We start from the raw sequence: 24131 nt of genomic DNA on the forward strand, positions 1-24131 counted from the left end.
CGGGCGTTTTCGCCCTCATCAGGTGATACTCGAGGCGTGAGAGGCTTGAACCTGCACTTCCTCGGCCACGCGACGACGCGAGTGGAGCTCGGTGGGCGGGTGGTGCTGACGGACCCGGTGCTCACGAAGCGGGTGGGGCCGTTGACGCGGGTGGTCCCGCTGCCCGACTCGTCGGCTTGGGCAGGAGTGGACACGGTCCTGGTCTCTCACCTGCATGGCGACCACCTGCACCTTCCCTCGCTCCGGATGCTCGGCGAGGCGCGGATCGTCGTGCCGAGGGGTGCGGGCGCGTGGTTGGGGAAGCGTGGAGTCCGCAATGTCGAAGAGATCGCGCCTGGGGAAACTATTCGCGACGGCGACCTTCGGATCACCGCGACGGAGGCCGTCCACTCCGGGCACCGTTGGGGACCGCGGCTCACCCATGGGCCGCAGAGCCCAGCGCTCGGGCACCTGCTCGAAGCGGGCGGCACCAGCGTCTACTCGGCCGGAGACACGGACCTCTTCGAAGGTATGAAGCAACTCGGCCCAGTGGACGTGGCGCTGCTCCCCGTGTGGGGCTGGGGCCCCAACCTCGGCCCCGGGCACCTCACGCCCGAGCGGGCCGCCGTCGCGGCGGGGCTGGTGAAGGCCGCGGCGGTTGTGCCGGTCCATTGGGGCACGTTGGCCGTGCCCGGGATCCACCTGACGAAGCAGATGAGGAAGCTCCTCGTGGAACCGCCGGAGACGTTCGCCGAGCACGTGGTCGAAGCGGGCCTGCCGACGGACGTCCTGATCACGCGGCCCGGCGCCGAAGTGACCTTGCCCGCCCCCGAGGAACGGGCGTGAACTGGGCGGACCCGTCGGCGATCGGCTACCCGGCGCTGTTCGGCGGGGTCCTGCTGGGGTCGGTGATCCCGATCGTGCCGACGGGAGCGCTCGTCGGGGCGGCGGCGGCCGTCGCGACGACGACGGATCATCTGTCGCTGCCGTTGGTCATCGTGCTGGCGATTGCCGGCGCTTATCTCGGGGACGTGCTGACGTTCGCGGTGCCCCGGCTCGGGAGTGAGCCGTTGCTGCGGTGGGTGGAGAAGCGCCAGCAGGCCGAGCGGCTGGCCAAGGGGCGGGAGCAGTTCGCGCGCCGGGGCTGGCAGTTGGTCGTGATCGGCAGGCTGGTGCCGGCCGGGCGTATCCCGGTGCTGCTGGCCGCCGGGACGTTGGGGTACCCGTGGCGCAAGCTGCTGCCGGCGGGGCTCGTGGCCTGCGTGTTGTGGGCGGTTGCCTATTCTCTGCTCGGCATCCTGAGCGGCGGCATCTTCGATTCGCCGTTGATCGCCACGCTGCTGGCCACCGTGCTCGTGCTGCTGGTGACCGTGTTGTTGACGGTGATCAGCAAACTGCGCGCGCGGGCGGCCGAACGGACTGGAGGACATCAGTGACGACACCCGCTCCGTCGAAGGGACGCCTGCTGGGCGGCGGCCGGGTCGTCGCCCGCGTGGTGCTGGTGTGGGCCGCGGTGACGGGCGCGTTGCGGCTGCTCGACATGTGGCTCGACGGGTTCAGCATGCGGTCGTGGTGGCAGCCCACCGTGTGCGCGCTGATCCTCGGGCTGCTCACGTCCGTGGTGTGGCCGTGGGTCGTGCGGGTCGCGTGGCCGATCGCGTACTTCACGCTCGGGGTGGGCACGTACCTGCTGCTGGGCGCGGCCACGTTGGCGATCCTGCAGGCCGTGCCGGGTGTCGAGCTGTCCGGGTTCGGGACGGCGGTGATCATCACGGTGGTGATGTCGGCCGTCGGCGCGCTGATCTCGAGCGCGCTCGCCGTGGACGAGGACGAGATCTTCTTCCGCCGCGCGGCGCGCCGCCGGCGCAAGCACGCGCCCGGTGCGGACCTCGCCGAGGAGCCACCCGGCGTCGTCTTCCTGCAGATCGACGGGCTGGGCTACGACACCGTGCGCCGCGCCGTCCGGGACGGGGACATGCCGACGTTCGCCGCGTGGCTGCAGGAAGGTACGCATTCGCTCACGCGCTGGCACACCGACTGGAGCTCGCAAACCGGCGCCAGCGTGTGCGGCATCCTCCACGGCTCCAACCACGACATCCTCGGGTTCCGCTGGTACGAGAAGGACCGCGACCACGTGATGGCGTGCGCGCACCCGAGCGACGCCGCCGAGATCGAGCGGCGCCACACCAACGGGCGCGGCCTGCTCGCGGGCGACGGTGCCAGCCACGGCAACCTGTTCTCCGGCGACGCCGAGCACGTGAGCCTCACGATGAGCTCCATCCCGGTCCTCGTGCCGCGCAAGGTCCGCGGCCCGCGCCACGACTCCGTCGGCGCCGGCTACCGCGCGTACTTCGCGAACCCGGTCAACGTGCTGCGGACGTTCGGCGTCGCCCTCATCGACGTCTTCCGGGAGCTGTCCGCGGCCGCCAAGCAGCGCCGCGCCGGCGTGGTGCCGCGGATCCCGCGTGGCGGCTTCTACCCGCTCGCGCGCCCGGGCACCACGGTGATCGCGCGCGACGTGGTCGTCTCCGCGATCATCGGCGACATGCTCGCGGGCCGGCCCGTGGTGTACGCGGACTTCCTCGGCTACGACGAGGTCGCGCACCACTCCGGCATCGAGCGCTTCGACACGCTGGAGGTACTGCGCTCGATCGACCAGCAGTTCGCGCGGCTGCTGCGCACGAGCCGCATCGCGCCGCGGCGCTACCACATCGTCGGGCTGTCGGACCACGGCCAGACCCAGGGTCAGGCGTTCGTCGACCGCTTCGGCGAGACCATGGAAGCCCTGGTCGGCCGCCTCTGCGGCGGCGCGCCCGTGGCCGAGCACGGCAAACGCCGGCAGGCCGAGAGCTGGCAGGTCAACGCGGCGCTCGCCGAGGCGACCACCACCGGCGGCCTGATCGCGCGCCGGCTGCGCTCGCGCGTCGAAGACGCCGAGTGCGCCGAAAACCGGCCGCGCACCACGAGCGGCTCGCCCGGTGAGGTCACGCGCGTGGCGCCCGGCGTGGTCTGCGTGGTGTCCGGGCACCTCGCGATGGTGTCGTTCACCGAGCACGAGGGCCGCGTGAACCTGGAGACGATCGAGCGCGAGTACCCGGACCTGCTGCCGACGCTGGTCGACCACGACGGCGTCGGGTTCATGCTGGTGCACAGCTCGGAGTTCGGCCCCGTCGTCCTCGGGCGCGACGGCTTGAAGCGCCTCGCGACGGGCGTCGTCATCGGCGAGGACCCGCTGGCGGACTACGGCCCGTACGCCGACGAGCTGGTGAAGCGCGTCGACACGTTCCCGCACTGCGCGGACATCATGATCAACAGCCGCTACGACCCGGAGTCGGACCAGTCGTCGCCGTTCGAGCGGCACGTCGGGTCGCACGGCGCCCTCGGCGGCCCGCAGCAGCGCGGCTTCATCCTGCACCCGCGGTCGTTCCCGGCGCCCGGCGAACCCGTCGGCGCGGAAGCGGTGCACCATGTTTTCAAGGACTGGCTGACGTTCCTGGGCCACGGTGAGCCGGCTTCGTCGGCGTCGGTCGCTGTTTCGGAGGTGGCTTCATGATCGTGTACGGCGCGAGCTGGTGCCCGGACGTCAAACGCAGCCGAGCGCTGCTCGACTCCCGCGGCGTGGCGTACGACTACGTGGACGTCGAGGCGGACCCCGCCGCCGACGAACTGGTGCGCTCCCTGCAGGAAGGCGCGCGCCGCATCCCGACCATCGTCTTCGCCGACGGCACCCACCTGGTGGAACCGTCGGACGACGAACTCGCGGCGCGCCTGTGATCCTGCTGGACCTGCCGCTGGGCACCCGCGTCGTGGTCCGCTACCGCGTCGAGGGCGGCTTCACCGACGCCCTCGGGGAGCTGCGGGACCGCGATTCTTCTTCCTGCACGGTGGAAACGAGACGCGGCCTCGTGGTGGTGCCGCTGGACGCGGTGGTCGCCGCCAAGCCCGTGCCACCCGCGCCGGCGCGCCGCCGCCCGAAATCGAGTGGCCCGCCGCCCGGCGATTTGTGACGATCGGTGCGTGTCTTTCGACGAGCTGGTGGCTGAGGCAACGTCCGTTTCCGTGGCGGGCTGGGATTTCTCCTGGCTCGACGGCCGCGCCAGCGAGCAGCGCCCGTCCTGGGGCTACCAACGCCTGATCGGCACCCGGCTCGCCCACGTCCAGTCCGCTTTGGACATCCAAACCGGCGGAGGCGAAGTCCTCGCCGGAGTTCCCGCGTTGCCGCCGCTCACCGTCGCCACGGAATCGTGGCCCCCGAACCTGGCCAAAGCGGCTGCCTTGCTGCACCCCCGCGGCGCGACCGTCGTCGCCGACACCGACGAGCCGCCCCTGCCGTTCCTGGCGGGCTCGTTCGACCTGGTCATCAGCCGCCACCCCGTCACCGTGTGGTGGGCCGAAATCGCCCGCGTCCTCCGCCCCGGCGGCACGTACCTGTCGCAGCAAGTCGGCCCGGCCAGCGTCTTCGAGCTCGTGGAACACTTCCTGGGCCCGCAGCCACCTGCCGTCCGGGGCGGCCGCCACCCCGACCTCGCCCGCGCCGCCGCCGAACGCGCCGGCCTGCACGTCGTCGACCTGCGCTTCGAAGAACTGCGCACCGAGTTCTTCGACGTCGGTGCGGTGATCTACTTCCTGCGCAAGGTGATCTGGATGGTCCCGGGCTTCACGGTCGAGGCCTACCTGCCCCAGCTGCGCGCCCTCCACGACCGCCTGCAGGACGGCCCTTTCGTCGCCACCACCACACGGTTCCTGATCGAGGCTCGCAAGCCCTGAATCAGCTCTCCCGGGCGACAGCCGCCTCGATGCCGTCCAGGAGGAGGTCCAGGCCCGACTCCAGGCTCAGCCGGGCCTCTCGTTCGAGGTAGGGCTCCTCCGACGGAACCGACGACTGCTCGGAACCCAGCTGCCCCACCAGCGGATACCGCGAAACCAAGTCCGGCACCAGCTCCCCCAGCACTGCGGCCCGCGAGGACCACCAGTCCTCTTCGGACAGTCCGGTCTCGCGGGAGACCTGGCGTGATTCGGCGGCGATCTGCACCGAACCGCGGACCGTGTTGAGCAAGGCGCCGACGATCCACCGCACCCGCGCGGCGGGCAGACCGGTCGCGAAGAGGACCCGCAACACCAGCTGCTGCATGCGGAACTCCCCCGGCCCCAGCACCGGCCGGGCGTAGGAAACCTGCAGCAGCCAGGGGTGGCGCAGGTGGAAGTCCCAGAGCTCCCGCGCCAGTGCGACCACCGCCGGGCGCCAGCCGCCGGACAGGTCGTGGTCGTCGCGCAGCTCGGTCAGGGTCTGGTCGTACATGAGGTCGATGAGCTCGGTCTTGCCCGGCACGTAGGTGTACAGCGCCATCGCCGTCCGGCCCAGCCGCTCACCCACCGCCCGCATGGACAGCGCGCCCATTCCCGAGGCGTCGGCGATCTCCACGGCCGCCGCGACGATGGCGTCCACGCTCAGCCCGGGCTTGGGCCCCGGCCCGCCGCCACGAGGCGCGACGTCCTTGCGCCACAGGAGCTCCATCGAGCGGCGGGCGTCTCCTTGCCCGGCGAAGACGACCACGAGGAACCCCCTGTGACGGCGACTCCTTACAGCATAAAGCCGGGTCAGAAGCCGAGCGCAGTGACCGTCAGCACGTACTTGCCCTGCAGCAGCTCGCCGCGCATTTCCGGCGTGATGGCGCGCGAGGTGTCGGTGTAGGTGCCCGGAGACGCGGTCTGCACGGCGTACACGAAGTTGCTCACGCTCGGGTCGACGACGAGGCTGATCGTCGGCGTCAGCGTGGGTGAGAAGCGGTTCACGGCGCGCACGTAGGTGAAGACCGAGTGCACGACGGTGTCGGCCGCGGCCGAGTCGGTGGCGCAGCCGGTGGCCGGCGCGGCGGGCAGGCCGGCGGTGGCGTCGTTGAACGCCGTGGCCACCGGGTTCGCCGTGGCATTCGGGTTGGCGCCCATCTCGGCGACGATGGCCTCGACGCGGGAGTCCAGCTTGGCCGCGACGTCACCGACCGCGGCGCACCGCAGCGGCGACGGCGGGATCGGCGCGATGGACGCCGAGGCGGGCACGGCGGCCGCCGCGAGCAGGGCCGGCGCGGCGATCAGCACGGACACGAGACGGCGGAGCGACACGGCGGGTTTCCCTTCCCCGGCGACCAGGACGAGTCACCCTAGCCAGCGCCGCGCCGACCACGACATTCCCCGGTCGGGCGTCACACCACCGTGTGGCGCCCGGCCGGTTCCACAATGGACCGGAACTACCCCGCCAGCTCGATCGCCAGCGCGGGACAGATCTGTGCCGCCTCGCGGACCTGGTCGTGCAGCTCCTCGGGCGGGTTCTCGTCGAGCAGCACGACGATGCCGTCGTCCTCGCGCTGGTCGAACACCTCGGGCGCCGCGAGCACGCACTGGCCCGCGCCGACGCATCGGTCCTGGTCGATGACCACCTTCATCTCAACAGTCCTTTCGCGAGGGTTTCACCAGGTCACCGGCAGCGAGTGCACGCCGTAGACCAGCATGTCGTGCTTGAAGTCCAGCTCCGCCAACGGCGCCGCCAGCTTGAGCGTCGGGATCCGCCGGTAGAGCGTGCTGTAGACCACTTGCAGCTCCACGCGCGCGAGCGGCTGCCCGAGGCACTGGTGCACGCCGTAACCGAACGCCACGTGGTGGCGGGCCTTGCGCGTCACGTCGAGCTTGTCCGGGTCGGGGAAGGCCTCGGCATCGCGGTTGGCGACGTCCGAAGCGGCGATGAGGCCGTCGCCCTTGCGGATCCGCTGCCCCGCGATCTCCATGTCCGCCAAGGCGACGCGCCGACGTCCCGTGTGGACGATCGTGAGGTAGCGCAGCAGCTCTTCCACGGCGTTGGCGATCAGCGCCGCGTCACCGTCGCGGACGAGGTCGAGCTGCTCCGGGTGCTCCAGCAGCGCCACGGTGCCGAGCGCGATCATGTTGGCCGTGGTCTCGTGGCCGGCCACGAGCAGCAGCTGGCCCATCGCCGCGACGTCGTCGGCCGTCATGGTCCCGGCGGCCACCTGCTCGGTCGCGAGCCGGCTCAGCACGTCGTCGCCCGGGTCCTTCAGCTTCTGCTCCACCAGCCGGCTGAGGTAGGCCAGCAGTTCCTCGACGGCGTCCAGCGACTGCTGCGGCGTGGCCTCCTGCGAGATCAGCACCTTGCTGAGGCGGTGGAACAGCGCGCGGTCTTCATACGGCACGCCGAGCAGCTCGCAGATCACCAGCGACGGCAGGGGCAGCGCGAAGGCCTGCACGAGGTCCGCGGGCTTCGGCCCGGCCAGCATGTCGTCGATCAGCTCGTCGACGATCTTCTGGATGCGCGGGCGCAGGCGCTCCACCTTCTTGACCATGAAGTCGGCGGTCAGCATCCGCCGCTGACTGGCGTGGTCGGGGTCGTCCATGCTGATGAACGCCTTGGCGCGCTTGCGCCGCGCCGCGACGCCCGGCGACTGCGGCGGGTAGCCCGGCAGGTCGGTGTCGGCGCTGACGCGCGAGTCGCGAAGCAGCGCGCGGACGTCTTCGTAGCGCGTGAACAGCCAGGGCTCGCTGCCGTCCCAGATCCGGACGCGGGACACCGGCTCGTCGTGCAGCCGCCGTTCGAGCTCGGGCGGCGGGTCGAACGGGCAGCGCCCGCGCGACATCGGGAACTCGGGCTCACGTGCGTCCGAAACGGCTTGCGACGAGGACGAGAGGGCCTCCGTCATCGACAATCCCCTCCTACGGAGAGTTACCAAACGATTGTTCGGATACTTACTGAACACATGTTAGGCAATCTGGTGGAAGGTTGGCCACCTTCGTGGACAAGATCACCGGGACGGCCGAGACCAGCCGGGGGGAAACGGGAGAAAACGCCCGGGGCTCAGACGAAAACGAGCGAGATGAGCTCGTCGACGAACGGCATGACGGAGTCGGCACCGCCCCGCGCGGGCGAGTTGTGGAACAGCGCGACGCGGCCGTGGGCGCCGACGAACGCGATCACACCGGCCCGCTCGGCGGGCACTCTGAGCGAGAAGCCCGCGGCGTCGCACCGCGCGAAGCCGGTCGTGAGCAGTTCGATGAGGTCGGGCAACGGTCCCTTCGGGTACGCGTCGGGTGTCGCGCGGGTGGCGCCGTTGGCCATCATCAGCCGGTGGTGGCCGGGGTTGTCCATGGCGAAGCGGCAGTACGCGTGGATCAGCGCGCGTACGCGGCCGACGACGTCCGCCGGGTCTTCGCTCGCCTCGGCCGCTTCCATCGCGGCGCGCAGCCGCGCGAACTCGTAGTCGAGCAGGCCCGCGACGAGTGCCGAGCGGTCCGTGAAGTGCTGGTAGATGCTCGCCGGCGCGATGCCGACGGCGCGGGCGACGCCGCGGATCGTCAGACCGTCTTCACCGCCGAGTTCGGACAGCAGCCGGCTGGCCGCGTCGAGGATCTCCCCGCGCAGCCGGTCGCCCTCGCCCCACCTGTTCCGGGTGCGCCCGGCGCTGACCTCGACTTCTTCCGGCACGTGCCCATTCTTACCGCTTGACCTGCCCGGGCGTCGGATGGGCCGCCTCGTTTCGTCGTCGACCCGTCATCTGTGGTTCACCCCGGCAGGCCGGACATCTCGATATTTTTTTCCCGGTGGACGAGCAGGAGTGGCTGGACGACTTCCAGCGGCGCGTGGACGAAATGCGTGCGAAAAGCGTTGCGTTGCAAGAAAAGCTCACTGAGGCCGAAGGCAAGGCCCGCTCGTCGGACGGCCTGGTCACGGTCACCGTCACCCCCAACGGCGCACTGAAGAACCTGCACATCGACGACCGGGCGCTGCGTTCGTCCGGTGGGGCGCAGCTCACCGCGGCCATCATGGAGACCTACGGCAAGGCCCAGCGACAGGTGTCGCGCGAGGTCGCCGACGCGCTCGAGCCACTGGCCGGCGGCACCGAGATGATGGACGTGGTCCGGTCCTTCCTGCCCGCACCGGAACCCGAGGAGGACGAGGCGCAGGACGCGCCGCGCCAGCCCGGTGAGCCCGAGGCCGAGGACCGCACTCCGCCGCCCGCGCCGCCGCGGACGCCGCCCGTCGGGGGGATGCCGCCGCAGCCCGGAATGCCGCCGCAGGTTCCGCCCATGCCACGGCAGGCGCCTCCTTCCGTGCCGCCGCGGATGCCGCCTGCTCCTCCCGTTCCGCCGGCTCCGCAGCCGGGTCCGCCCGCGCCGCCGCAGCCGCGGCCGGACCAGCAGCCGAGGCCGCAGTCGGGCCCGCACCGCCGCCGCATGGACGGCGACGACGACGAGATGCAGCCGTGGTGACGAGGGAGATGCGCTGATGGACGGGTACACCGTCGAACCCGACGTGCTGACGACGTACGCGAGTGGGCTGGACGACCGCGGCGGCAAGGTGACGGCCGCGGCCAACCGCATCCAAGAGGTCAACGGCGGCGACATCAACGCGTTCGGCGTGGTCGTCGGGCAGGTGCTGGGGATCCCGACGCGCATCGCGCTCGGGGTGCTGCACGACCAGGTCAACGGCGCCGCGAAGGCGATCACGGACCAGGCGAACAACACGCGCACGGCCGCGGACCAGTACCGCACCACGGAAACCAACCACGCGCAGGCCATCACGACAGCGGGGACCCCGACGTGACCACGACGTTCGACCCGAACGCCAAGCCCGACTTCGGCGCCGGGGTGGTGATCACCGACTCCAACAAGTTCTCCGGCGCGGGATTCCTCGACTCGTACTCGTTCCTGATCAAGAGCTGCGAAGACATGAAGACCGCCGACGACTCCGACAAGGCGGCCCTGGGCGTCTCGATCGGGCTCGGCGTGGTGGCTTCGGCCGTGGACACGGTGAAGTTCGCGCTCAACCCGCTGGGCAGCCTGATCTCCGCCGGGCTCGGCTGGCTGATCGAGCACGTGAGCTTCCTGCGCGAGCCGCTCGACATGCTGATGGGCGACCCGGATCAGATCCAGCTGCTGAGCCAGGAAGTGCACACGATCGCCGAGACCATCCGGCAGATCGGCGATGACCAGAAGTCCTCTTTGGATGGTGACATCAAGGAGTGGCAGGGCAACGCCGCCGACACGTTCCGGCAGCGCATGCAGGAGCTCGCCGCCGACCTGGACAGCAAGGCCCACGGCACCGACATCGTGGCGTACCTGATCCAGACGAACATGGCCATCATCGCCGCCGTGCGGGGTCTGTTCCGCGACCTCATCACCACGGTGCTGGGCGACATGATCTCCACGATGCTGATCGCCTTGGCCGCCGCCATCCCGACGTTCGGCGCGTCCATCGTCGCGGGCGTCGGGTGGTGCGTCACGCAGGCGACGCTCACCGCCACCTCGCTCGGCGCGAAACTGGCGGCGGTCGTCGCGCAGGCCACCCGCTCGGCCGCGCGCATCGGCACCATCGTCAAGGGCCTCAAGACCCGGCCGGGCGCCGGCGGCGCCACCGGCAGCACCCACGCCGGCGACGACATCCCCCTGACCCCAGCCCCCACCCGCGGCGGCTCCGGCGGCGGCGCAGGATCTTCCGGCGCGCACAGTGGCGATGATGCGGCCACTCCGCCGCCGGTGCCGCCGAAGGATGACGTGCCTCCGCCTGCGGGTGGCAGCGGGTCGGGTTCTGGCTCGGGCTCGGGCTCGGGTAGTGGCTCGGGCTCTGGCTCTGGCTCTGGCTCGGGTAGCGGTTCGGGCTCTGGCTCGGGCTCTGGCTCGGGCCCGGGTAGTGGCTCGGGCTCTGGCTCGGGCCCGGGTAGTGGCTCGGGGTCTGGCTCGGGCTCGGGTAGTGGTTCTGGCTCGGGTTCGGGCAGCAGCACCCACGCCGGCGACGACGCCGCCACGCCTCCGCCCTCGACCCACACCGGCGACGACGCAGCCACGCCTCCGCCGGCCTCACACGCCGGTGACGACGCGCCGCCACCCGTGCCCCCGAAGGACGACGTCCCCCCTCCGGCCGGCAGCAGCGGCTCGGGCACTGGATCCGGATCTGGCAACGGCTCCGGCAGCGGCACCCACGCCGGCGACGACGCCGCCACCCCTCCCCCGGCTTCCCACGCCGGCGACGACGTCCCGCCGCCGGTCCCACCGAAGGACGACGTCCCGCCGCCCGCAAGCCACACCGACGACGCAGCCACGCCCCCGCCCGCAAGCCACCCGGGCGACGACGTGCCACCGCCCGTCCCACCGAAGGATGACGCCCCACCCCCGGCAACGCACTCCGGCGACGACACCGCCACGCCTCCGCCCGCAAGCCACGCGGGCGACGATGCCGCCACGCCTCCCCCGGCTTCCCACGCCAGTGACGACGTGCCGCCGCCGGTACCGCCCAAGGACGACGTTCCTCCACCCGCCAGCCACACGGGCGACGATGTCCCGCCACCCGTCCCACCGAAGGACGACGCCCCACCCCCGGCAACGCACTCCGGCGACGATGCCGCCACGCCTCCGCCGGCCTCACACGCCGGTGACGACGCCGCGACGCCGCCGCCGAGTAGCCACTCGGGCGATGACGTGCCGCCGCCCGTGCCGCCCAAGGACGACGTGCCCCCGCCGGGCACTCACGCGGGCGACGACGCGGCCACCCCGCAGCCGGGCACCCACTCAGGCGACGACGCAGCCTCGGCGGGCGGCACCCAGGGCAGCCACCACGGAGACGCCGCCGCCTCCGACAACAGCCACGGCGGCACCCAAGGCAGCCACCACGGAGACGACGCAGCCCCGCCCGCCAGTCACCACGGCGGCGACGGCACGCCCCCAGGCCGCAGCCACCACGGCGACGACGGCACCCCGCCGGCGAGCCACCACGGAGACGACGCCACCACGCCGCCGGCCAACCAGCCGCCCAAGACCCCGTGGACGAAGGCGCACGAGGACTGGCTGAAGCAGCACCAGCCGGAGGCCTACGCCAAGTACAAGTACCTCGAGAACCAGCTCAAGGCGAACCACCCGCAGGCCTTCTCCATCCTGAAGCAGTGGGTCGCCGACTCCGACAGCGCCAAGGAAATGTGGGCGTGGCCGGTCAAGGGCGGCCAGGAGATCATGAAGCAGATGCTCGACATCCAGAAAACAGCCGAAACCGGCTGGGCCAACGCCAACGCCGACGGCGGCGACCAGCCCCCAGCAGACGGCGGCCACTAACCCGCCACGAAAACCACCGCGCCCCTGGCAGCCCACAAGGCCGCCAGGGGCGCGGTGTTTCGCCCGCACACCAACGACACCGCGCGAGCCACCCGACCGGACCACTCGGCACATCGCCCACACACCAACGACAAGGCACGAGCCACCCGACCGGAACACTCGGCACATCGCCCACACACCAACGACACCGCGCGACCCATCCGACCGGACCACTCGGCACACCGCATCGCCAGACCACCTAGCCGCCGAGAAGCGCCCTGCCACCGCGGCAACCGGCCGGTACCCACCAGCCGCCCACCAAAAGGGCCGGCTACGAACCCGCCATGGATCGACGGCAAGGCTGCCGAAGGAAAACCGCCGAGGCGAACCGAAAGTCAGGAAACCAGCTGCGGGTACTGCCCCGCGATGTCGCCCGACAGGCTCGCGCGCACGGCACGGCTGACGTCGTCCGCGACGATCTCGAACTCACCCTTCTCGATGCCGTCCAGAGCCAGCGCGGCGATCGACGCCGGGGCCGACTTGGGGGCCGTGATGTCCGCCGCCATGTCCGTGTCCATGTAGCCGACGTGCAGGGCCGCGACGAGCGTGCCCTGGTCGTGCAGGGCGAGGCGCAGGCCGTTGGTCAGCTGGAGGCCCGCCGCTTTGCCCGCGGAGTACGCGTTGACGTGGGGGGCGGTGAACCACGACAGCACCGAAAGGATGTTCAGGATCGCGCCGCCGCCGTTGCGGGCCAGCACGGGAGCGAAGGCGCGCGCCGTCTGCAGCGGGCCGAAGTAGTGCGTCTCCATCTCCAGCCGGACGTCTTCGAGCGAACCGTCGAGGAACGACGCGCCCGTGGAGACTCCGGCGTTGTTGATCAGCAGCGTCACGTCGCCGGCCGCTTCGGCGGCCGCGCGGATCGAAGCAGGGTCTGTGACGTCCACCGCAATCGGCACGACACCCGGCAGATCGACTGATTCCGGACGGCGCACGGCGGCGTAGACCTTCGCCGCCCCGCGCTCCAGCAAAGCGGCGGCCAGCTCCCGGCCCAGCCCGCGGTTAGCGCCCGTCACCAGCGCGACAGCACCCTTGATCTCCATCAAAACCACTCCCAACACACCTGACTTGCTATCTGCAAGTTAGCCGCCACCGACCATACGGGTTAAACTTGCTTCAAGCAAGCCAGCACGGGAGGAATCCATGGGTCGACGTTCAAGCTGGGAAGGCACGCCCTGCCCCATCGCCCGCGGCGCCGACGTGCTCGGCGAGCCGTGGACGCTGGTGATCCTGCGCGACGCCCACGCGGGCACCACGCGCTTCGACGAGTTCCGCAGCCGTCTCGGCATCGCGGACAACGTGCTGTCCTCACGGCTCGCGCGGATGGTCGAGACCGGCCTGATGACCCGCGTCCCCTACCGCGACGGCGGCCGCACCCGCGACGAGTACCGCCTCACCGAGGCCGGCGCCGCCACACTGCCGGTTATCCACGCGCTCGGCGCGTGGGGCGACACATACACGAGCTCCCCCGCTCCGGGCGAGCCGATGACGCTGGTCCACACCCCGTGCGGCGAGCTCACCCGCCCCGGCGAGAAGTGCGACCACTGCGGCGGCGAGGTGGACCGGGCGCAGCTGCGCCGCCTCGAGAAGGACACGCACGAGCAGGTCCCACTGGCTGAACCCATCGCCTGAGTCAACCCGTGGATGGTGTTGGTAAATCACCACTTTCCGGACAGTACGAAAGTCGGGTCACAAACAGGGCGTGATTGCCTAGATTCGGCGCAGCGCGCGCAAATCAGGCAAAACTCCCCTCACCCACCCGAGGAGCTTTCCGATGTCGAGGAAGTTCTTGCTGTCCGGCGCCATCGCGCTGGCCGTCGCCGCCGCCCCGCTCGTCGCGGGCACGGCCACCGCCGCCACGGCCGCGACCGACCAGGCCGCAGCCGTCGCCACGGTGTACTACAGCACCTCCGGCGCGCCGACCTTCCGCGCGGCGATCAACGCCGGCGCGGCCAACTGGAACCGCTCGGTCACCAACGTCAAGCTGGTCGAACGCTCCTCCGGGGCCTCGCTGCGCTACGTCGAGGGCAACGACCCGCGCGGCTCCTACGCCCAGAGCGACGGCCACGGCACCGGCACCGTTTTCATCGACTACACCCAGGCCCGCCAGTACGACAACACCCGCATCGCGGCCCACGAGACCGGCCACGTGCTCGGCCTGCCCGACCACTACTCCGGCCCGTGCTCCGAGCTGATGTCCGGCGGCGGCCCCGGCCCGTCGTGCACCAACGCCAACCCCAACGCGCAGGAACGCTCCCGCGTGAACTCCCTGTGGGCCAACGGTTTCCGCACGCTGGGCGCCGGCGGACCGCAGCAGCGCATCTACGAGACGCTGCCCGTCCTGACCCACTGACCCTGCTGCTTCAAGCACCCCGATGCGGCGTTCGGAGCGGTCGATGCACCGAACGCCACATCGGGGGCGTCACATGCGGGACAACAGCCGGTCGCGCGCCACTTCCAGGTGCGCGGCCATCGCCCTGCGCGCCGCCACCGCGCTGCCCGACACGAGGGCCTCGACGATGGCGCGGTGCTCCGAGATCGTCTGCTCGCCGAACGGCTGGTTGTAGTTGAGCCGGAAGAAGTGCAGGTGGCAGTGGGTGCGCGCGAACGCCTGCTCCACCGCCGCGTTGCCCGCGATGCGCAGCACCAGCTCGTGCAGCCGCGCGTCGTGCGCGGTCAGCGCCTTGTAGTCGCTGTACGCGTCGTGCGCGGGCGCGGCGGGGCACGTCGCCAGCTCCGCGCGCAACGCCGCCGAATGCCCGTCCGACATCACCTTCGCGGCCAGCCCGGCGCTCGGCGGCTCCAGCAGCATCCGCAGCGAGTACATGTCGTCGACCTCGCGGCGCGTCAGCAGCTCGGTCACCCGGTAGCCGCGCAACGGCAGGCGGCTCACCAGCTCCTCGGATTCCAGGCGCGCCAACGCTTCCCGCACCGGTGTGCCCGAGACGCCCAGCTCCCGCGCGATCTCGTCGATGTTCACGCGGGCGCCGGGCGCGATGCCGTCGTTCATGATGAGGGCGCGGAGCTGCTCGTAGACGCCGTCGGCGAGCACCTGCCGGGCCGGCAGCGCGACGAGCCCGCGCTCCGCGCCCGGCTTCACGACCGGTCCACAGTGGAGAGATCCAGCAGCAGGGCCTGCGCCGGGTCGAGCACGGGCATCGGCAGGCCCGCCGCCACCAGCACGGCACCCGGCAGTTCCACCGGCCCCTCGACCGCCCTCGTGAACCACTCCGGCGCCGCGACCTCTCGCAACGACGGCAGTCCGGCTTCAGTTCGCACCCGCACGCGATACCGCCGCGCCGGGTCCAGTCCCGGCAGCCGCACGCGTCCGGGCTGTCCCGCCGCCCCCGTCGCCAACCGCGCCCAGCAGAACAACGCACGCGTCTCCGAAACCACGCCGTGCAGGTAGGCGTCGGCGTCCGCCAGGTCCGCGCGAACCACGCGCCCGCCGTGCAGCAGTGGCCGGAACTCCTGGTACAGCTGTGCCCACGCCGTGAACGCCGCGAGCTCCTCCGGCGCGCTGCGCGTGAGGTCGGCCTCGATCCCCGCGTGGCCGAACAACGCCGTGACCAGCCGGAACGACAGGTCCGTCACGCGCGCGGTCGTGTGGCTGCGCTCGGCGCCGACGTGCGAGCCGATCACCTCCGGCGGGATCAGCTGCGCGGTCCAGCGCTGGATCGCCTGCCGTTCGAGCGGGTCGATGCAGTCCGACGCCCACACGCGGTCGGCGCGGCCCAGGATTCCCAGGTCGACGCGACCGCCGCCGCTCGCACAACTTTCGATCTCGAGCAACGGGTGGCGTTCGCGCAGCTCGTCGAGCAGCCGGTACAGCGCGAGCGTCTGCGCGCGCGAGCCGGCGCGGCCCGTGACCCGGTCGTACGCCTCGTGCAGCTCGCGGTTGTGGTCCCATTTGAGGTAGTCGACGCCGTACTCGCCCACCAGCGCGTCGAGCGATTCGAGCAGGTACCGGTAGGCCTCGGGGTGCGCGATGTTGAGCGCGTACTGGTTGCGCGAGGGCGCGCCCAGATCAACGGGTCCGAGAATCCACGAAGGGTGTTCCCGGGCGGTGTCGGAGTCGAGGTTCACCATCTCCGGTTCGACCCACAGCCCGAACTCCATCCCCAGCGCGTGCACGCGTTCCACCAGCGGCGTGAGGCCCTGCGGCCACACGGCACGGTCGACGGTCCAGTCGCCGAGGCCCGCGGTGTCGTCGCGGCGCCCGCGGAACCAGCCGTCGTCGAGCACGAGCCGTTCCACGCCGACCTTCGCGGCCAGCTCGGTGAGCTCCAGCAGGCGGTCGAGGTCGTGCTCGAAGTACACGGCCTCCCACGTGTTCAACGTCAGCGGCCGCGGTTTGCCCGTGTGCGTGGCCCGCGCGCGGTGGTACGCGTGGAACCGCGCGGCGAGCCCGTCGAGGCCTTCGTCCGACCAGGCGAAACACACCACGGGCGCCACGTACGACTCCCCCGCCGCCAGCCGCACCTCGCCGGGCCGCAGCAGCTCACCTCCGCCGAGCACGCTCGCGTGCACGCCGGCGCCTTCGGGCAGCTGCTCGGCGAACCACTTCTGGTCGCCGCTCCACGCCACATGCATACCCCAGACTTCCCCTGAGGCGAAGGAAAACCCGGGCTCGCCGACCGTCAGCAGGTACGGCGAGTCCGCGCCCGGCTTGCCTCGGCGCACTTCGCGCACGTGGCCGCCGAACGACAGCGGCAGCCGCTGCGGGCTGCGTTCGCGGCACCACTTGCCCGTGAAGTCGAGCACTTCCGCCGCTCGCCGGGGCAGTGGCAGCACGGCCACCACCCCGGCGAGGTCGTACGGTTCGGCGCCCGCGTCCGCGTGGCGGGTCACCGTGGTGGCGACCTCCAGCACCCCGGAAGGGGCCAGCCGGTAGGTCAGCTCCACGTCCAGCCCGGACGACGCGTCGGTGAGCTCCAGCGTCAGCGCACCGCCGTCCTGGGAAAAGTCCCGCAGCACCGGCCGCGGCACCGCGCCGCGGCCGGCGGTGTGGCCCGACACCGCGGGGGTGCCGGACCACATCTGGGCTTCCGTGGGCCACACGGAAAACGGGCGGGGCACATCGGGCGCGTTGTTGAGCACCGCGCCCCCGGCGGTCAGCCGCAGCGCCTCGGCGTCCACTTCGGACAGCTCGCCGAGGTCGGCGCCCCAGTGCAGCACGCGCGGCACCGGCCGGCCGAGTTCCACGGCGAAACTCGTGCCGGCGGCCCGCAGGCCGACCACCGTAGGGCTGGACATGTCCTCACTCCTGACTCCCGGGCGTTCCTAGTTCTTGGCGAGCAGCGAAACGCTCTGCTTCTCCATCTCGGGGAACACGTCGTCGTTGCGGTTGTGCGAGTAGAACGACTCGAGCAGCGGCTCCTCCGCGGCCTGCACCGCGGCACCGTTGGCGTACACCTCGGCCGGGTAGAGCGAGCCGTTCTTCAGCATCGCCGTGAACACCGACAGGTCCACGCCCTGCGGCTTCATGGCCGCGGTGGCCGCGTCCATCGAGGCCGGGATCGACGGGAAGAACGTGCCGGTCTTCGACGCGGCCGTCTGGCACTCCTGCGAACCCATGTACGAGACCCACTTCCAGGTCAGGTCGGGGTTCTTCGTGCCGGCCCAGATCGTGTTGCCGTTGGAGTTCGACGTCAGCGCGCGGGTCTTGCCGTCGGGCCCGGTGGGCGGCGCGGCGATCCCGATCTTGACCCCCGGCAGCTTCGCGAAGCTCGGCGCGGACCAGGAACCCGAGAGCTCCATGGCGACCTTGCCCGAGCCGATCAGGTCGGCGTCGCTGACGGTGGCCTGGCCGCCGCCGGTGGTGAACGTGCCGATCTTCGGCGCGAGGCCGCGGTCGGTCAGCGTGCGGATGTAGTTCACGGTCTTGACGAACCGCGGGTCGCTGTAGTTGAACTTCGTCGGCCATTCCGGCTTGTCGCCGAGGCGCCAGCCCAGCGTCGAGGCGAACGCGCTGAAGGTCACCTGCCCGATGAAGTCCTTCGCCGCGAGCTGGCCCATGCCGTAGGTGGCGACGTTGTTCTTGTCGAAGCCCGGCTGGTCGCCGCGCACGCCCAACTTGTCGACGGTCAGGTGCGCCACCATCTTGTCGAACGTGCCGCCGTCGTCGGGGTTCCAGCTGAGGTTCTGCACGTCGGCGGGGGTGTAGCCGGCCTTGGTGAGGGCGTCGGTGTTGTAGTAGAGACCGGCCGACGCCCAGTCGAGCGGCAGGCCGTACTGCTTGCCGTCGGTGAACTTCCACGAGTCGACGCCCACGGAGAACTTCTTGAGGTCGAAGTTGTCCTTCTTGAGGTAGTCGTCGAGCGGCAGCAGCTGGTGCTGGCTCGCGTAGGCCTGCAGGTACTGCACGCTGTCCTGGAACGCGTCGGGCGCGGTACCCGCGACGAAGCCCGCGGTGAGCTTCGTGAAGTAGTCGGCCACGGTGTACTGGGAGATCTTCACCGTGGTGCCGGGGTTGGCTTTCTGGAAGGCGTCTGCGCACACCTGGTAGGCGGCGGCCTGGTGGTCGTCCCAGGTCCACCAGTTCACGGTGTTGCCGCCGGCATCGGCCGAGCCACCGCCGCAGCCGGCCAGTGCTGCTCCGAGCACCGCCACCAGCCCGGTGGCGGCCCAAGTGCGGATCTTCATGGGTTTCCTCGCTTCCGCGCCACTCGGGACGCTTCTCCACTCCACTGTGGAATCCGAAACTGCGGAATCCGAAAACCGCGGATAACCAGCAGCTTCCGAAAAGGTGATTTCAGCTGCCCGGGTTGAGCAGCGGCGCGAACGTGGCGAGCACGTTCTCCAGGTCTTGGCCCCCGCCGGACTCGTGCCCGTTGTACTCCCACACGTCGAGGTGCTTCGGGCCGCGATAGGCGTTGTAGGCGCCGAAAACCGTCGACGGCGGGACGATGTCGTCCATCAGCCCGATCGAGAAGTGCGCCGGGGCGGTGGCGCGGCTCGCGAAGCCGACACCGTCGAAATAGGACAGCACCTCGAACGTCCGCTCGACCTGGTGCCGTTGTGCGGCCAGGTAACCGGCGAGCTCGGTGTACGGCGGTCTGCCCGCGATCAGCGAGGCCCGTCGGAGGTCGCACAGGAACGGCGCCTGCGCGTAGAGCGCCGCGACGTCGGGCACGAGCGCCGCCGCGGCCAGCGCGATCCCGCCGCCCTGGCTGTTGCCCGCCACCGCGACCCGGTCCGGGTCGACGACGTCGAGCGCCCGCGCGGCCTGCACCGCCCGGGCGGCGTCGGTGAACACGCGGCGGTAGAAGTACGTTTCCCGGCTTTCGATTCCGCGGGTCAGGAACCCCGGGTACGACGGGCCGCTGCCCACCGGGTCGCCGGTGGTGCCGCCCGCGTGGGCGCCGCCCTGGCCGCGGACGTCGACCTGCAGCTGCGCGTAACCCGCGGAGGCCCAGACCAGCTCTTCGAGCGCGCTGCCGCGGCCACTGCTGTAGCCGTGGAACTGCACGACGGCGGGCAGCGGACCGGGCTGGTTCCTGGGCACGCGCAGCCAGGCGTGGATGGGGTGGCCGCCGAAGCCGGCGTAGGTCACCTCGAACACGTCGAGCGTCCGCAGCGCGGTCCCGACCGGCGTCACGGTCACGTCGAGTTCGTACTTCTCCGCTTCCGCGAGGGTTTCCCGCCAGAAGTCGTCGAAGTCCCCCGGGGCTTGGTACGAGCTGGTGTAGGTACGCAGCTGCGCCAGCGGCAGATCGGTCAACATCAGAGCTCACCGTCCAGTTCGAACACTTCACCGGTGGCGACCTTGAGCGTCGTGCCGCCGCCCGGCCACCGGACCACGACGTCGTCGCCGGTCTCGCCGGACAGCCGCGTCACGCTCGCCGACACGACCTTCCCGGCCCGCCAGGTGACGTCCACCGCCAGCCCGCCCCGGGCCCGCAGCCCTCGCGCGGCACCGTCCGGCCAAGCCGAGGGAAGCGCGGGCAGCAGGTCGATCGCGCCCGTGTGGCTCTGCACCACGAGCTCCGCCAGCCCGGCCGGGAAGCCGTAGTTGCCGTCGATCTGGAACGGCGGGTGAGTGCTGAACAGGTTGGGCAGCAGCCCGCCCCACTCGGAGCCGTCCACAGGCGCGTCGCGGTGACGGTCACCGGTGAACGGCTGCGTCGCCTCGGACAGGAGCGAGCGCGCGGTGTCGCCGTCGCCGAGGCGCGCGCGCAGCGCGATCTTCCAGGCCCACGACCAGCCCATCGCCCCCGGGCCGCGGCGATCCATCAAGGCGGTCGCGGCCGCGCCGAGCTCCGTGCCGGCGGTGATCTGGCCGAGCGGGTACACGGCGATCATCTGCGACATGTGCCGGTGCTTCGGGTCCTGCTCGGGCAGATCCTCGGCCCACTCCGCGAGCCAGCCACCGGCGGTCACGCGCAGCGGGCGCAGGCGCGGCGCCGCGGCGGTGATCTCGGCCGTCACCGGGTGCTCGATGCCGAGCGCTTCGGCCGCGGCGAGCGTGCGCGAGAAGACCGCACTGATCAGCGCCGTGTCCATCGCAACAGACCAGGTCAGCGACTCGGGCTCGCCCGCCGCCGAGACGAACAGGTTCTCCGGCGACGTCGACGGGATCGTGTCGAGGAAACCGTCCGGGCCCTCGGTGAGCCAGTCGAGGCAGAACTCGGCGCAGCCCTTGAGCAGCGGCCACGCCGTCTCGCGCAGGAACGCGGTGTCGCGGGTGAAGTCGTAGTGGTCCCAGGCGTGCTGGACGAGCCAGGCTCCACCCATCTGCCAGATCGCCCACGACGGGTTGCCGTGGCCCATGCCCACCGGGAGCGCCCAGCCCCACGGGTCGGTGTTGTGGTGCGTGACCCAGCCCCGGGCGCCGTAGAGCTCACGCGCGACGTCGGCGCCGGTCACGGCGAGCTTGCCCAGCAGGTCGAACAGCGGCGTGTGGCATTCGCCGAGCCCGGTCGTCTCGGCGGCCCAATAGTTCATCTCGGTGTTGATGTTCACCGTGTAGTTCGACGACCACGCCGGGCGGAGCTCTTCGTTCCAGATGCCCTGCAGGTTCGCGGGCGGCGCACCCGGCCGGGACGACGTGGCCAGCAGATAGCGGCCGTAGGCGAACATGACCGTGGCGGTGAGCTGCTCGTCCTTTCCGGACAAGACGTCGGCGGCCACGTCGTAGGTGCCGGCGCGGTGGTGCCCGAACTGCAGGCTCGCCGCCGCGAGCAACGGCCGGAGGTCGGCTTCGTGCGCGCGCAGCAGCTCGTCGGCGCCTTCGGCCAGCGCGATCGCGGCGGTTCCGGCGGCCACGGCCTGGTGGCGTTCGCGGGAACGGGGTGCCGTGCCCGTCCAGACGTCGGCGGCGTTCGTCGAGCTGGACACCGTGAGCAGCAACCGGGTCGCACCGGTCACGCTGAGCCCACCGGCCACGGTGGACACCAGGCCGTCGGTGTCGACCCGCAGAGCGAGCGCGCCGAATGGGTCGTAGCCGGGCCGCGCCCGGTCGGCGTACCGCAGCGGCTCGGCGACCTCCGGTTCGTGCTTCGGCGCGCCGTCCACCGGCAGCTCGATCCCGAGCGTGATGCCGCTGGCTTCGACGAGCCGCGTCACCTCACGCAGCGGCGTGCTCAGCTCCACGCCGAGGTCGGTGGGCGCCGACGCCGTCAGCGACACCACCAGCGCGCCGGCGGGCCGGCTCGCCCACACCGAACGATCCACAGTGGTCTCGCCGAGCGACAACCGCTCAGTGACCACGCCGTTGGCCAGGTTGAGCTGACGGCCGTCGCTTTCGCCGCCCGGCAGCGTCACCCAGACATCGCCCCACGGCAGGAACTCCTGGCTGTACGGCCCTTCGAACGACATCAGCAGCGCTTCGGCCCGCCGGTAGTCCCGCGCCCGCACCGCATCGCGGACCTCCGCCAGCCGCCGCGGCCCGGCACCGGCGGCAACGACGTCCGCCAGCGCGTCGACCGGGCCGGCGGGAGTGCCGGACCAGACCGTCGCGTCGTTGAGCTGCACGCGGCTGCGGCCGGCGCCGCCGAACACCATCGCGCCGAGCCGGCCGTTGCCCACAGGGCTCGCCTCGGTCCACTCGAGGGCGGGCGCGGCCCAGCCGAGGCACAGATCTTCGTTCGTCACAGCAGTTCTCTCACTTGAGCCCGGTGAACCCGATGGAGTTCACGATCCGCCTGCCGAACACCATGAACACGAGCAACATCGGCAGCGCGGCGATGATGGTCGCGGCCATCAGACCCGACCAGTCGAGCGCTTCCTGTGGCGACGACTGCTTGAACACCGCCAGCGCGAGCGTCAGCGGGCTCGTGGACGTGTCGGTGGAAACGAGCAGGGGCCAGAAGTAGTCGTTCCAGGTGTTGATGAAGGTCAGCAACGCGAGCGTCGCGATCGGTGCCGAGCACATCGGCAGCACGATCCGGAAGCACACGCGCAGCGGTCCGGCACCGTCGATGATCGCGGCTTCCTCGATCTCCGTGGAGAGCCCGAGCATGAACTGGCGCAGGAAGAAGATGTTGAACGCCGAGAAGAACGCGTTGGGCAGCACCAGGCCCGCGAAGGTGTTGAGCAGGCCCAGGTCCTTCACCAGCACGAAGTTCGGCAGCAGCGTGAGCACCTGCGGCACCATCAGCGCGGTCAGCAGGACCGAGAACACGGTGTTGCGCCCGCGCCAGTGCAGCCGCGCGAAGGCGTAGGCCGCGATGGCGGAGAAGAACACCGTGCAGACGGTGAGCAGGGCCGCGTAGATGATCGAGTTGCGCAGCGCCAGCGTCAGGCCGAGCGACGCGCCGGACCCGCCCTGCGCCGCGGCTTCCGCCGGTGACGCCAGCCCGAGCGCGCGCTTGAACGCGCCGAAGGTGAAGTCGACCGGGAAGAACGACGACGGGTCGGTGGAGAGCGCGTAGTTGTTCGACAGCGCGGTGCGCAGCATCCAGTAGAACGGGAAGATCGTGATCAGCAGGATCACCACGACGTAGGCCCAGGCGAGGATCCGGCCCACGGACACGTGCTTGCGTGCGCGGGCGGGTGCCGGTCGAGTCAGCGTAACCATGTCCCCTGCCCTAGTTCGTGTCGGATTCGTTGGCGCGCGCCATGCGCAGCTGTGTGAACGTGATGGCTATGAGGAGGACGAACAACGCCAGCGACATCGTGGCCGCGTAGCCGAAGTCGAACTGGCGGAACGCCTTGTTGTAGATGTACATCTGCAGCACGTTGGACGCGTTCTCCGGCCCGCCCTGCGTGGTCACGGCCACGATGTCGAAGATCTGGAACGAGCTGATCACCGTGAGGATCACGACCATCACGAGGATCGGGCGCAGCAGCGGGATCGTGAGCCGGCGGAACATCTGCACCTCGCTCGCGCCGTCGATGCGGCCGGCCTCGTAGATCGTGGCCGGGATCGTCTGCAGGCCCGCGAAGATCAGCACCGCGTTGTAGCCCATGGACTTCCACACGTTGATCGCCGCCAGCGTCGGCACCGCCCAGCCACCGGAGCCGAGGAACAGCACGGGGTGGCCGAAGATCTTGGTGATCAGCACGTTGAGGATGCCGAGGCTCGGGTCGAGCATCAGCGACCACGTGAGGGCCGTGACCACACCGGAGATCAGGAACGGCAGGATCATCAGGCCGCGCACGGTCGTGGAGGCCGAAAGCCGGTGCAGGATCACGGCGGTCAGCAGCGACACCAGCATGCCCAGCACCACCGACAGCACCACGAAGTAGATCGTGACGAGCAGCGACTTCCAGAACACGCCGTCGGCGATGAGCTCGGTGAAGTTGGTCAGGCCGATCCACTTCGGAGCGGACAGCACGTGGAACTCGGTGAAGCTCAGGTAGATGCCGCGGAGGGTCGGGTAGGCGAAGAACACGCCGAACCCGAGGATGGCGGGCAGCACCAGCAGCCACGCGATCTTGGCGTCGTGCCGGTGCGCGGCCGCACCGGGCCGGGTCCTGCGCGGTCTGTCCACCCGGGACGCCGCAGTGGCGCCTCGCACGGGAAGGCTGTTGTTGTGCGTGGTCACCACCACGGCGTCTCCTCACTCGTG

At 70.9% G+C, this 24131-nt stretch carries 24 protein-coding genes; 11 read left to right on the top strand and 13 right to left on the bottom strand.

The annotated features are described in order from the left end of the window. Positions 1-36 precede the first annotated feature (36 nt). From AB0K15_RS30765 to AB0K15_RS30790, 6 genes are read left to right on the top strand one after another with little or no spacing between them, the layout of a single operon-like run. A complete protein-coding gene (locus AB0K15_RS30765; RefSeq protein WP_364058108.1) occupies positions 37-825 on the top strand; it encodes an MBL fold metallo-hydrolase in 789 nt (262 codons plus the stop codon). Next, a complete protein-coding gene (locus AB0K15_RS30770; protein WP_364058111.1) occupies positions 822-1415 on the top strand; it encodes a VTT domain-containing protein in 594 nt (197 codons plus the stop codon). Before AB0K15_RS30765 ends, AB0K15_RS30770 begins: the two co-directional genes overlap by 4 nt. Continuing rightward, positions 1412-3532, top strand: coding sequence for a phage holin family protein (locus tag AB0K15_RS30775; RefSeq protein WP_364058114.1), 2121 nt, complete (start codon positions 1412-1414; stop codon positions 3530-3532). Before AB0K15_RS30770 ends, AB0K15_RS30775 begins: the two co-directional genes overlap by 4 nt. Further along, positions 3529-3753 (top strand): glutaredoxin domain-containing protein, encoded by a 225-nt coding sequence (locus AB0K15_RS30780; protein ID WP_364058117.1) that lies wholly within the window; start codon positions 3529-3531, stop codon positions 3751-3753. The genes AB0K15_RS30775 and AB0K15_RS30780 overlap by 4 nt, the downstream gene beginning before the upstream one ends. Further along, entirely contained in the window at positions 3750-3986 is a 237-nt protein-coding gene (locus tag AB0K15_RS30785; protein WP_364058120.1) for a ferrous iron transport protein A, read from the top strand. The genes AB0K15_RS30780 and AB0K15_RS30785 overlap by 4 nt, the downstream gene beginning before the upstream one ends. Positions 3987-3996: 10 nt before the next feature. After that, positions 3997-4746 (top strand): class I SAM-dependent methyltransferase, encoded by a 750-nt coding sequence (locus AB0K15_RS30790; RefSeq protein ID WP_364058123.1) that lies wholly within the window; start codon positions 3997-3999, stop codon positions 4744-4746. Position 4747: 1 nt separating this feature from the next. On the opposite strand, the gene AB0K15_RS30795 is transcribed toward AB0K15_RS30790, so the two are convergent. The 5 genes from AB0K15_RS30795 to AB0K15_RS30815 all read right to left on the bottom strand — a co-directional run bounded on the left by AB0K15_RS30795 (position 4748) and on the right by AB0K15_RS30815 (position 8464). Further along, positions 4748-5533 (bottom strand): TetR/AcrR family transcriptional regulator C-terminal domain-containing protein, encoded by a 786-nt coding sequence (locus tag AB0K15_RS30795; protein ID WP_364058126.1) that lies wholly within the window; start codon positions 5531-5533, stop codon positions 4748-4750. Positions 5534-5577: 44 nt separating this feature from the next. Beyond that, entirely contained in the window at positions 5578-6099 is a 522-nt protein-coding gene (locus tag AB0K15_RS30800; RefSeq protein WP_364058129.1) for a hypothetical protein, read from the bottom strand. A gap of 125 nt (positions 6100-6224) precedes the next feature. Continuing rightward, a complete protein-coding gene (locus tag AB0K15_RS30805; RefSeq protein WP_285970096.1) occupies positions 6225-6419 on the bottom strand; it encodes a ferredoxin in 195 nt (64 codons plus the stop codon). Positions 6420-6443: 24 nt separating this feature from the next. Further along, entirely contained in the window at positions 6444-7682 is a 1239-nt protein-coding gene (locus AB0K15_RS30810; protein WP_364058132.1) for a cytochrome P450, read from the bottom strand. Between the two features lie 155 nt (positions 7683-7837). Then, the gene (locus AB0K15_RS30815; RefSeq protein ID WP_364058135.1) at positions 7838-8464 is read right to left on the bottom strand and encodes a TetR/AcrR family transcriptional regulator; all 627 of its coding nucleotides are present in this window, start codon (positions 8462-8464) and stop codon (positions 7838-7840) included. Positions 8465-8580: 116 nt separating this feature from the next. Here AB0K15_RS30815 and AB0K15_RS30820 point away from each other — a divergent pair, with 116 nt between their 5' ends. From AB0K15_RS30820 to AB0K15_RS30830, 3 genes are read left to right on the top strand one after another with little or no spacing between them, the layout of a single operon-like run. Further along, positions 8581-9249 carry a YbaB/EbfC family nucleoid-associated protein gene (locus tag AB0K15_RS30820; protein WP_364058138.1) on the top strand — a complete coding sequence of 223 codons (669 nt, stop codon included), beginning with the start codon at positions 8581-8583 and terminating at the stop codon, positions 9247-9249. Positions 9250-9265: 16 nt separating this feature from the next. Then, complete coding sequence (locus tag AB0K15_RS30825) at positions 9266-9583, top strand: type VII secretion target (RefSeq protein WP_364058142.1); 318 nt, start codon at positions 9266-9268, stop codon at positions 9581-9583. Beyond that, complete coding sequence (locus AB0K15_RS30830; protein WP_364058145.1) at positions 9580-12081, top strand: hypothetical protein; 2502 nt, start codon at positions 9580-9582, stop codon at positions 12079-12081. Before AB0K15_RS30825 ends, AB0K15_RS30830 begins: the two co-directional genes overlap by 4 nt. 374 nt (positions 12082-12455) lie before the next feature. Here AB0K15_RS30830 and AB0K15_RS30835 read toward each other — a convergent pair whose 3' ends face one another. Beyond that, positions 12456-13160: an SDR family oxidoreductase gene (locus AB0K15_RS30835; protein ID WP_364058148.1), complete on the bottom strand. Its 705-nt coding sequence runs from the start codon at positions 13158-13160 to the stop codon at positions 12456-12458. A 100-nt stretch (positions 13161-13260) separates the two neighbouring features. On the opposite strand from AB0K15_RS30835, the gene AB0K15_RS30840 reads away from it, so the two are divergent. Then, positions 13261-13749, top strand: coding sequence for a helix-turn-helix domain-containing protein (locus AB0K15_RS30840; protein WP_364058151.1), 489 nt, complete (start codon positions 13261-13263; stop codon positions 13747-13749). 142 nt (positions 13750-13891) lie between these two features. Next, entirely contained in the window at positions 13892-14470 is a 579-nt protein-coding gene (locus AB0K15_RS30845; protein ID WP_364058154.1) for a snapalysin family zinc-dependent metalloprotease, read from the top strand. Positions 14471-14539: 69 nt separating this feature from the next. On the opposite strand, the gene AB0K15_RS30850 is transcribed toward AB0K15_RS30845, so the two are convergent. From AB0K15_RS30850 to AB0K15_RS30880, 7 genes are all read right to left on the bottom strand, one after another. After that, positions 14540-15217 (bottom strand): GntR family transcriptional regulator, encoded by a 678-nt coding sequence (locus tag AB0K15_RS30850; RefSeq protein ID WP_364058157.1) that lies wholly within the window; start codon positions 15215-15217, stop codon positions 14540-14542. Then, positions 15214-17373, bottom strand: coding sequence for an alpha-galactosidase (locus AB0K15_RS30855; protein ID WP_364058160.1), 2160 nt, complete (start codon positions 17371-17373; stop codon positions 15214-15216). The genes AB0K15_RS30850 and AB0K15_RS30855 overlap by 4 nt, the downstream gene beginning before the upstream one ends. A gap of 27 nt (positions 17374-17400) precedes the next feature. Continuing rightward, positions 17401-18762 carry a sugar ABC transporter substrate-binding protein gene (locus tag AB0K15_RS30860; protein WP_364058163.1) on the bottom strand — a complete coding sequence of 454 codons (1362 nt, stop codon included), beginning with the start codon at positions 18760-18762 and terminating at the stop codon, positions 17401-17403. A gap of 109 nt (positions 18763-18871) precedes the next feature. Then, the gene (locus AB0K15_RS30865) at positions 18872-19843 is read right to left on the bottom strand and encodes an alpha/beta fold hydrolase (protein WP_364058166.1); all 972 of its coding nucleotides are present in this window, start codon (positions 19841-19843) and stop codon (positions 18872-18874) included. Further along, positions 19843-22212 (bottom strand): glycoside hydrolase family 95 protein, encoded by a 2370-nt coding sequence (locus AB0K15_RS30870; RefSeq protein ID WP_364058169.1) that lies wholly within the window; start codon positions 22210-22212, stop codon positions 19843-19845. Before AB0K15_RS30870 ends, AB0K15_RS30865 begins: the two co-directional genes overlap by 1 nt. Positions 22213-22222: 10 nt before the next feature. After that, the gene (locus AB0K15_RS30875) at positions 22223-23137 is read right to left on the bottom strand and encodes a carbohydrate ABC transporter permease (RefSeq protein ID WP_364058172.1); all 915 of its coding nucleotides are present in this window, start codon (positions 23135-23137) and stop codon (positions 22223-22225) included. 10 nt (positions 23138-23147) lie between these two features. Continuing rightward, positions 23148-24113 carry a sugar ABC transporter permease gene (locus tag AB0K15_RS30880; RefSeq protein ID WP_364058175.1) on the bottom strand — a complete coding sequence of 322 codons (966 nt, stop codon included), beginning with the start codon at positions 24111-24113 and terminating at the stop codon, positions 23148-23150. Positions 24114-24131 lie beyond the last annotated feature (18 nt).

This window comes from Amycolatopsis sp. NPDC049253 (assembly GCF_040678995.1).
Lineage (GTDB): Bacteria > Actinomycetota > Actinomycetes > Mycobacteriales > Pseudonocardiaceae > Amycolatopsis.

Bases quoted from the DNA above. Each gene is read 5' to 3' on its own strand.
- AB0K15_RS30780 (WP_364058117.1), top strand. From the start codon at position 3,529: ATGATCGTGTACGGCGCGAGCTGGTGCCCGGACGTCAAACGCAGCCGA.
- AB0K15_RS30835 (WP_364058148.1), bottom strand. From the start codon at position 13,160: ATGGAGATCAAGGGTGCTGTCGCGCTGGTGACGGGCGCTAACCGCGGG.
- AB0K15_RS30855 (WP_364058160.1), bottom strand. From the start codon at position 17,373: ATGTCCAGCCCTACGGTGGTCGGCCTGCGGGCCGCCGGCACGAGTTTC.
- AB0K15_RS30860 (WP_364058163.1), bottom strand. From the start codon at position 18,762: ATGAAGATCCGCACTTGGGCCGCCACCGGGCTGGTGGCGGTGCTCGGA.
- AB0K15_RS30825 (WP_364058142.1), top strand. From the start codon at position 9,266: ATGGACGGGTACACCGTCGAACCCGACGTGCTGACGACGTACGCGAGT.
- AB0K15_RS30865 (WP_364058166.1), bottom strand. From the start codon at position 19,843: ATGTTGACCGATCTGCCGCTGGCGCAGCTGCGTACCTACACCAGCTCG.
- AB0K15_RS30810 (WP_364058132.1), bottom strand. From the start codon at position 7,682: ATGACGGAGGCCCTCTCGTCCTCGTCGCAAGCCGTTTCGGACGCACGT.
- AB0K15_RS30805 (WP_285970096.1), bottom strand. From the start codon at position 6,419: ATGAAGGTGGTCATCGACCAGGACCGATGCGTCGGCGCGGGCCAGTGC.
- AB0K15_RS30840 (WP_364058151.1), top strand. From the start codon at position 13,261: ATGGGTCGACGTTCAAGCTGGGAAGGCACGCCCTGCCCCATCGCCCGC.
- AB0K15_RS30875 (WP_364058172.1), bottom strand. From the start codon at position 23,137: ATGGTTACGCTGACTCGACCGGCACCCGCCCGCGCACGCAAGCACGTG.
- AB0K15_RS30845 (WP_364058154.1), top strand. From the start codon at position 13,892: ATGTCGAGGAAGTTCTTGCTGTCCGGCGCCATCGCGCTGGCCGTCGCC.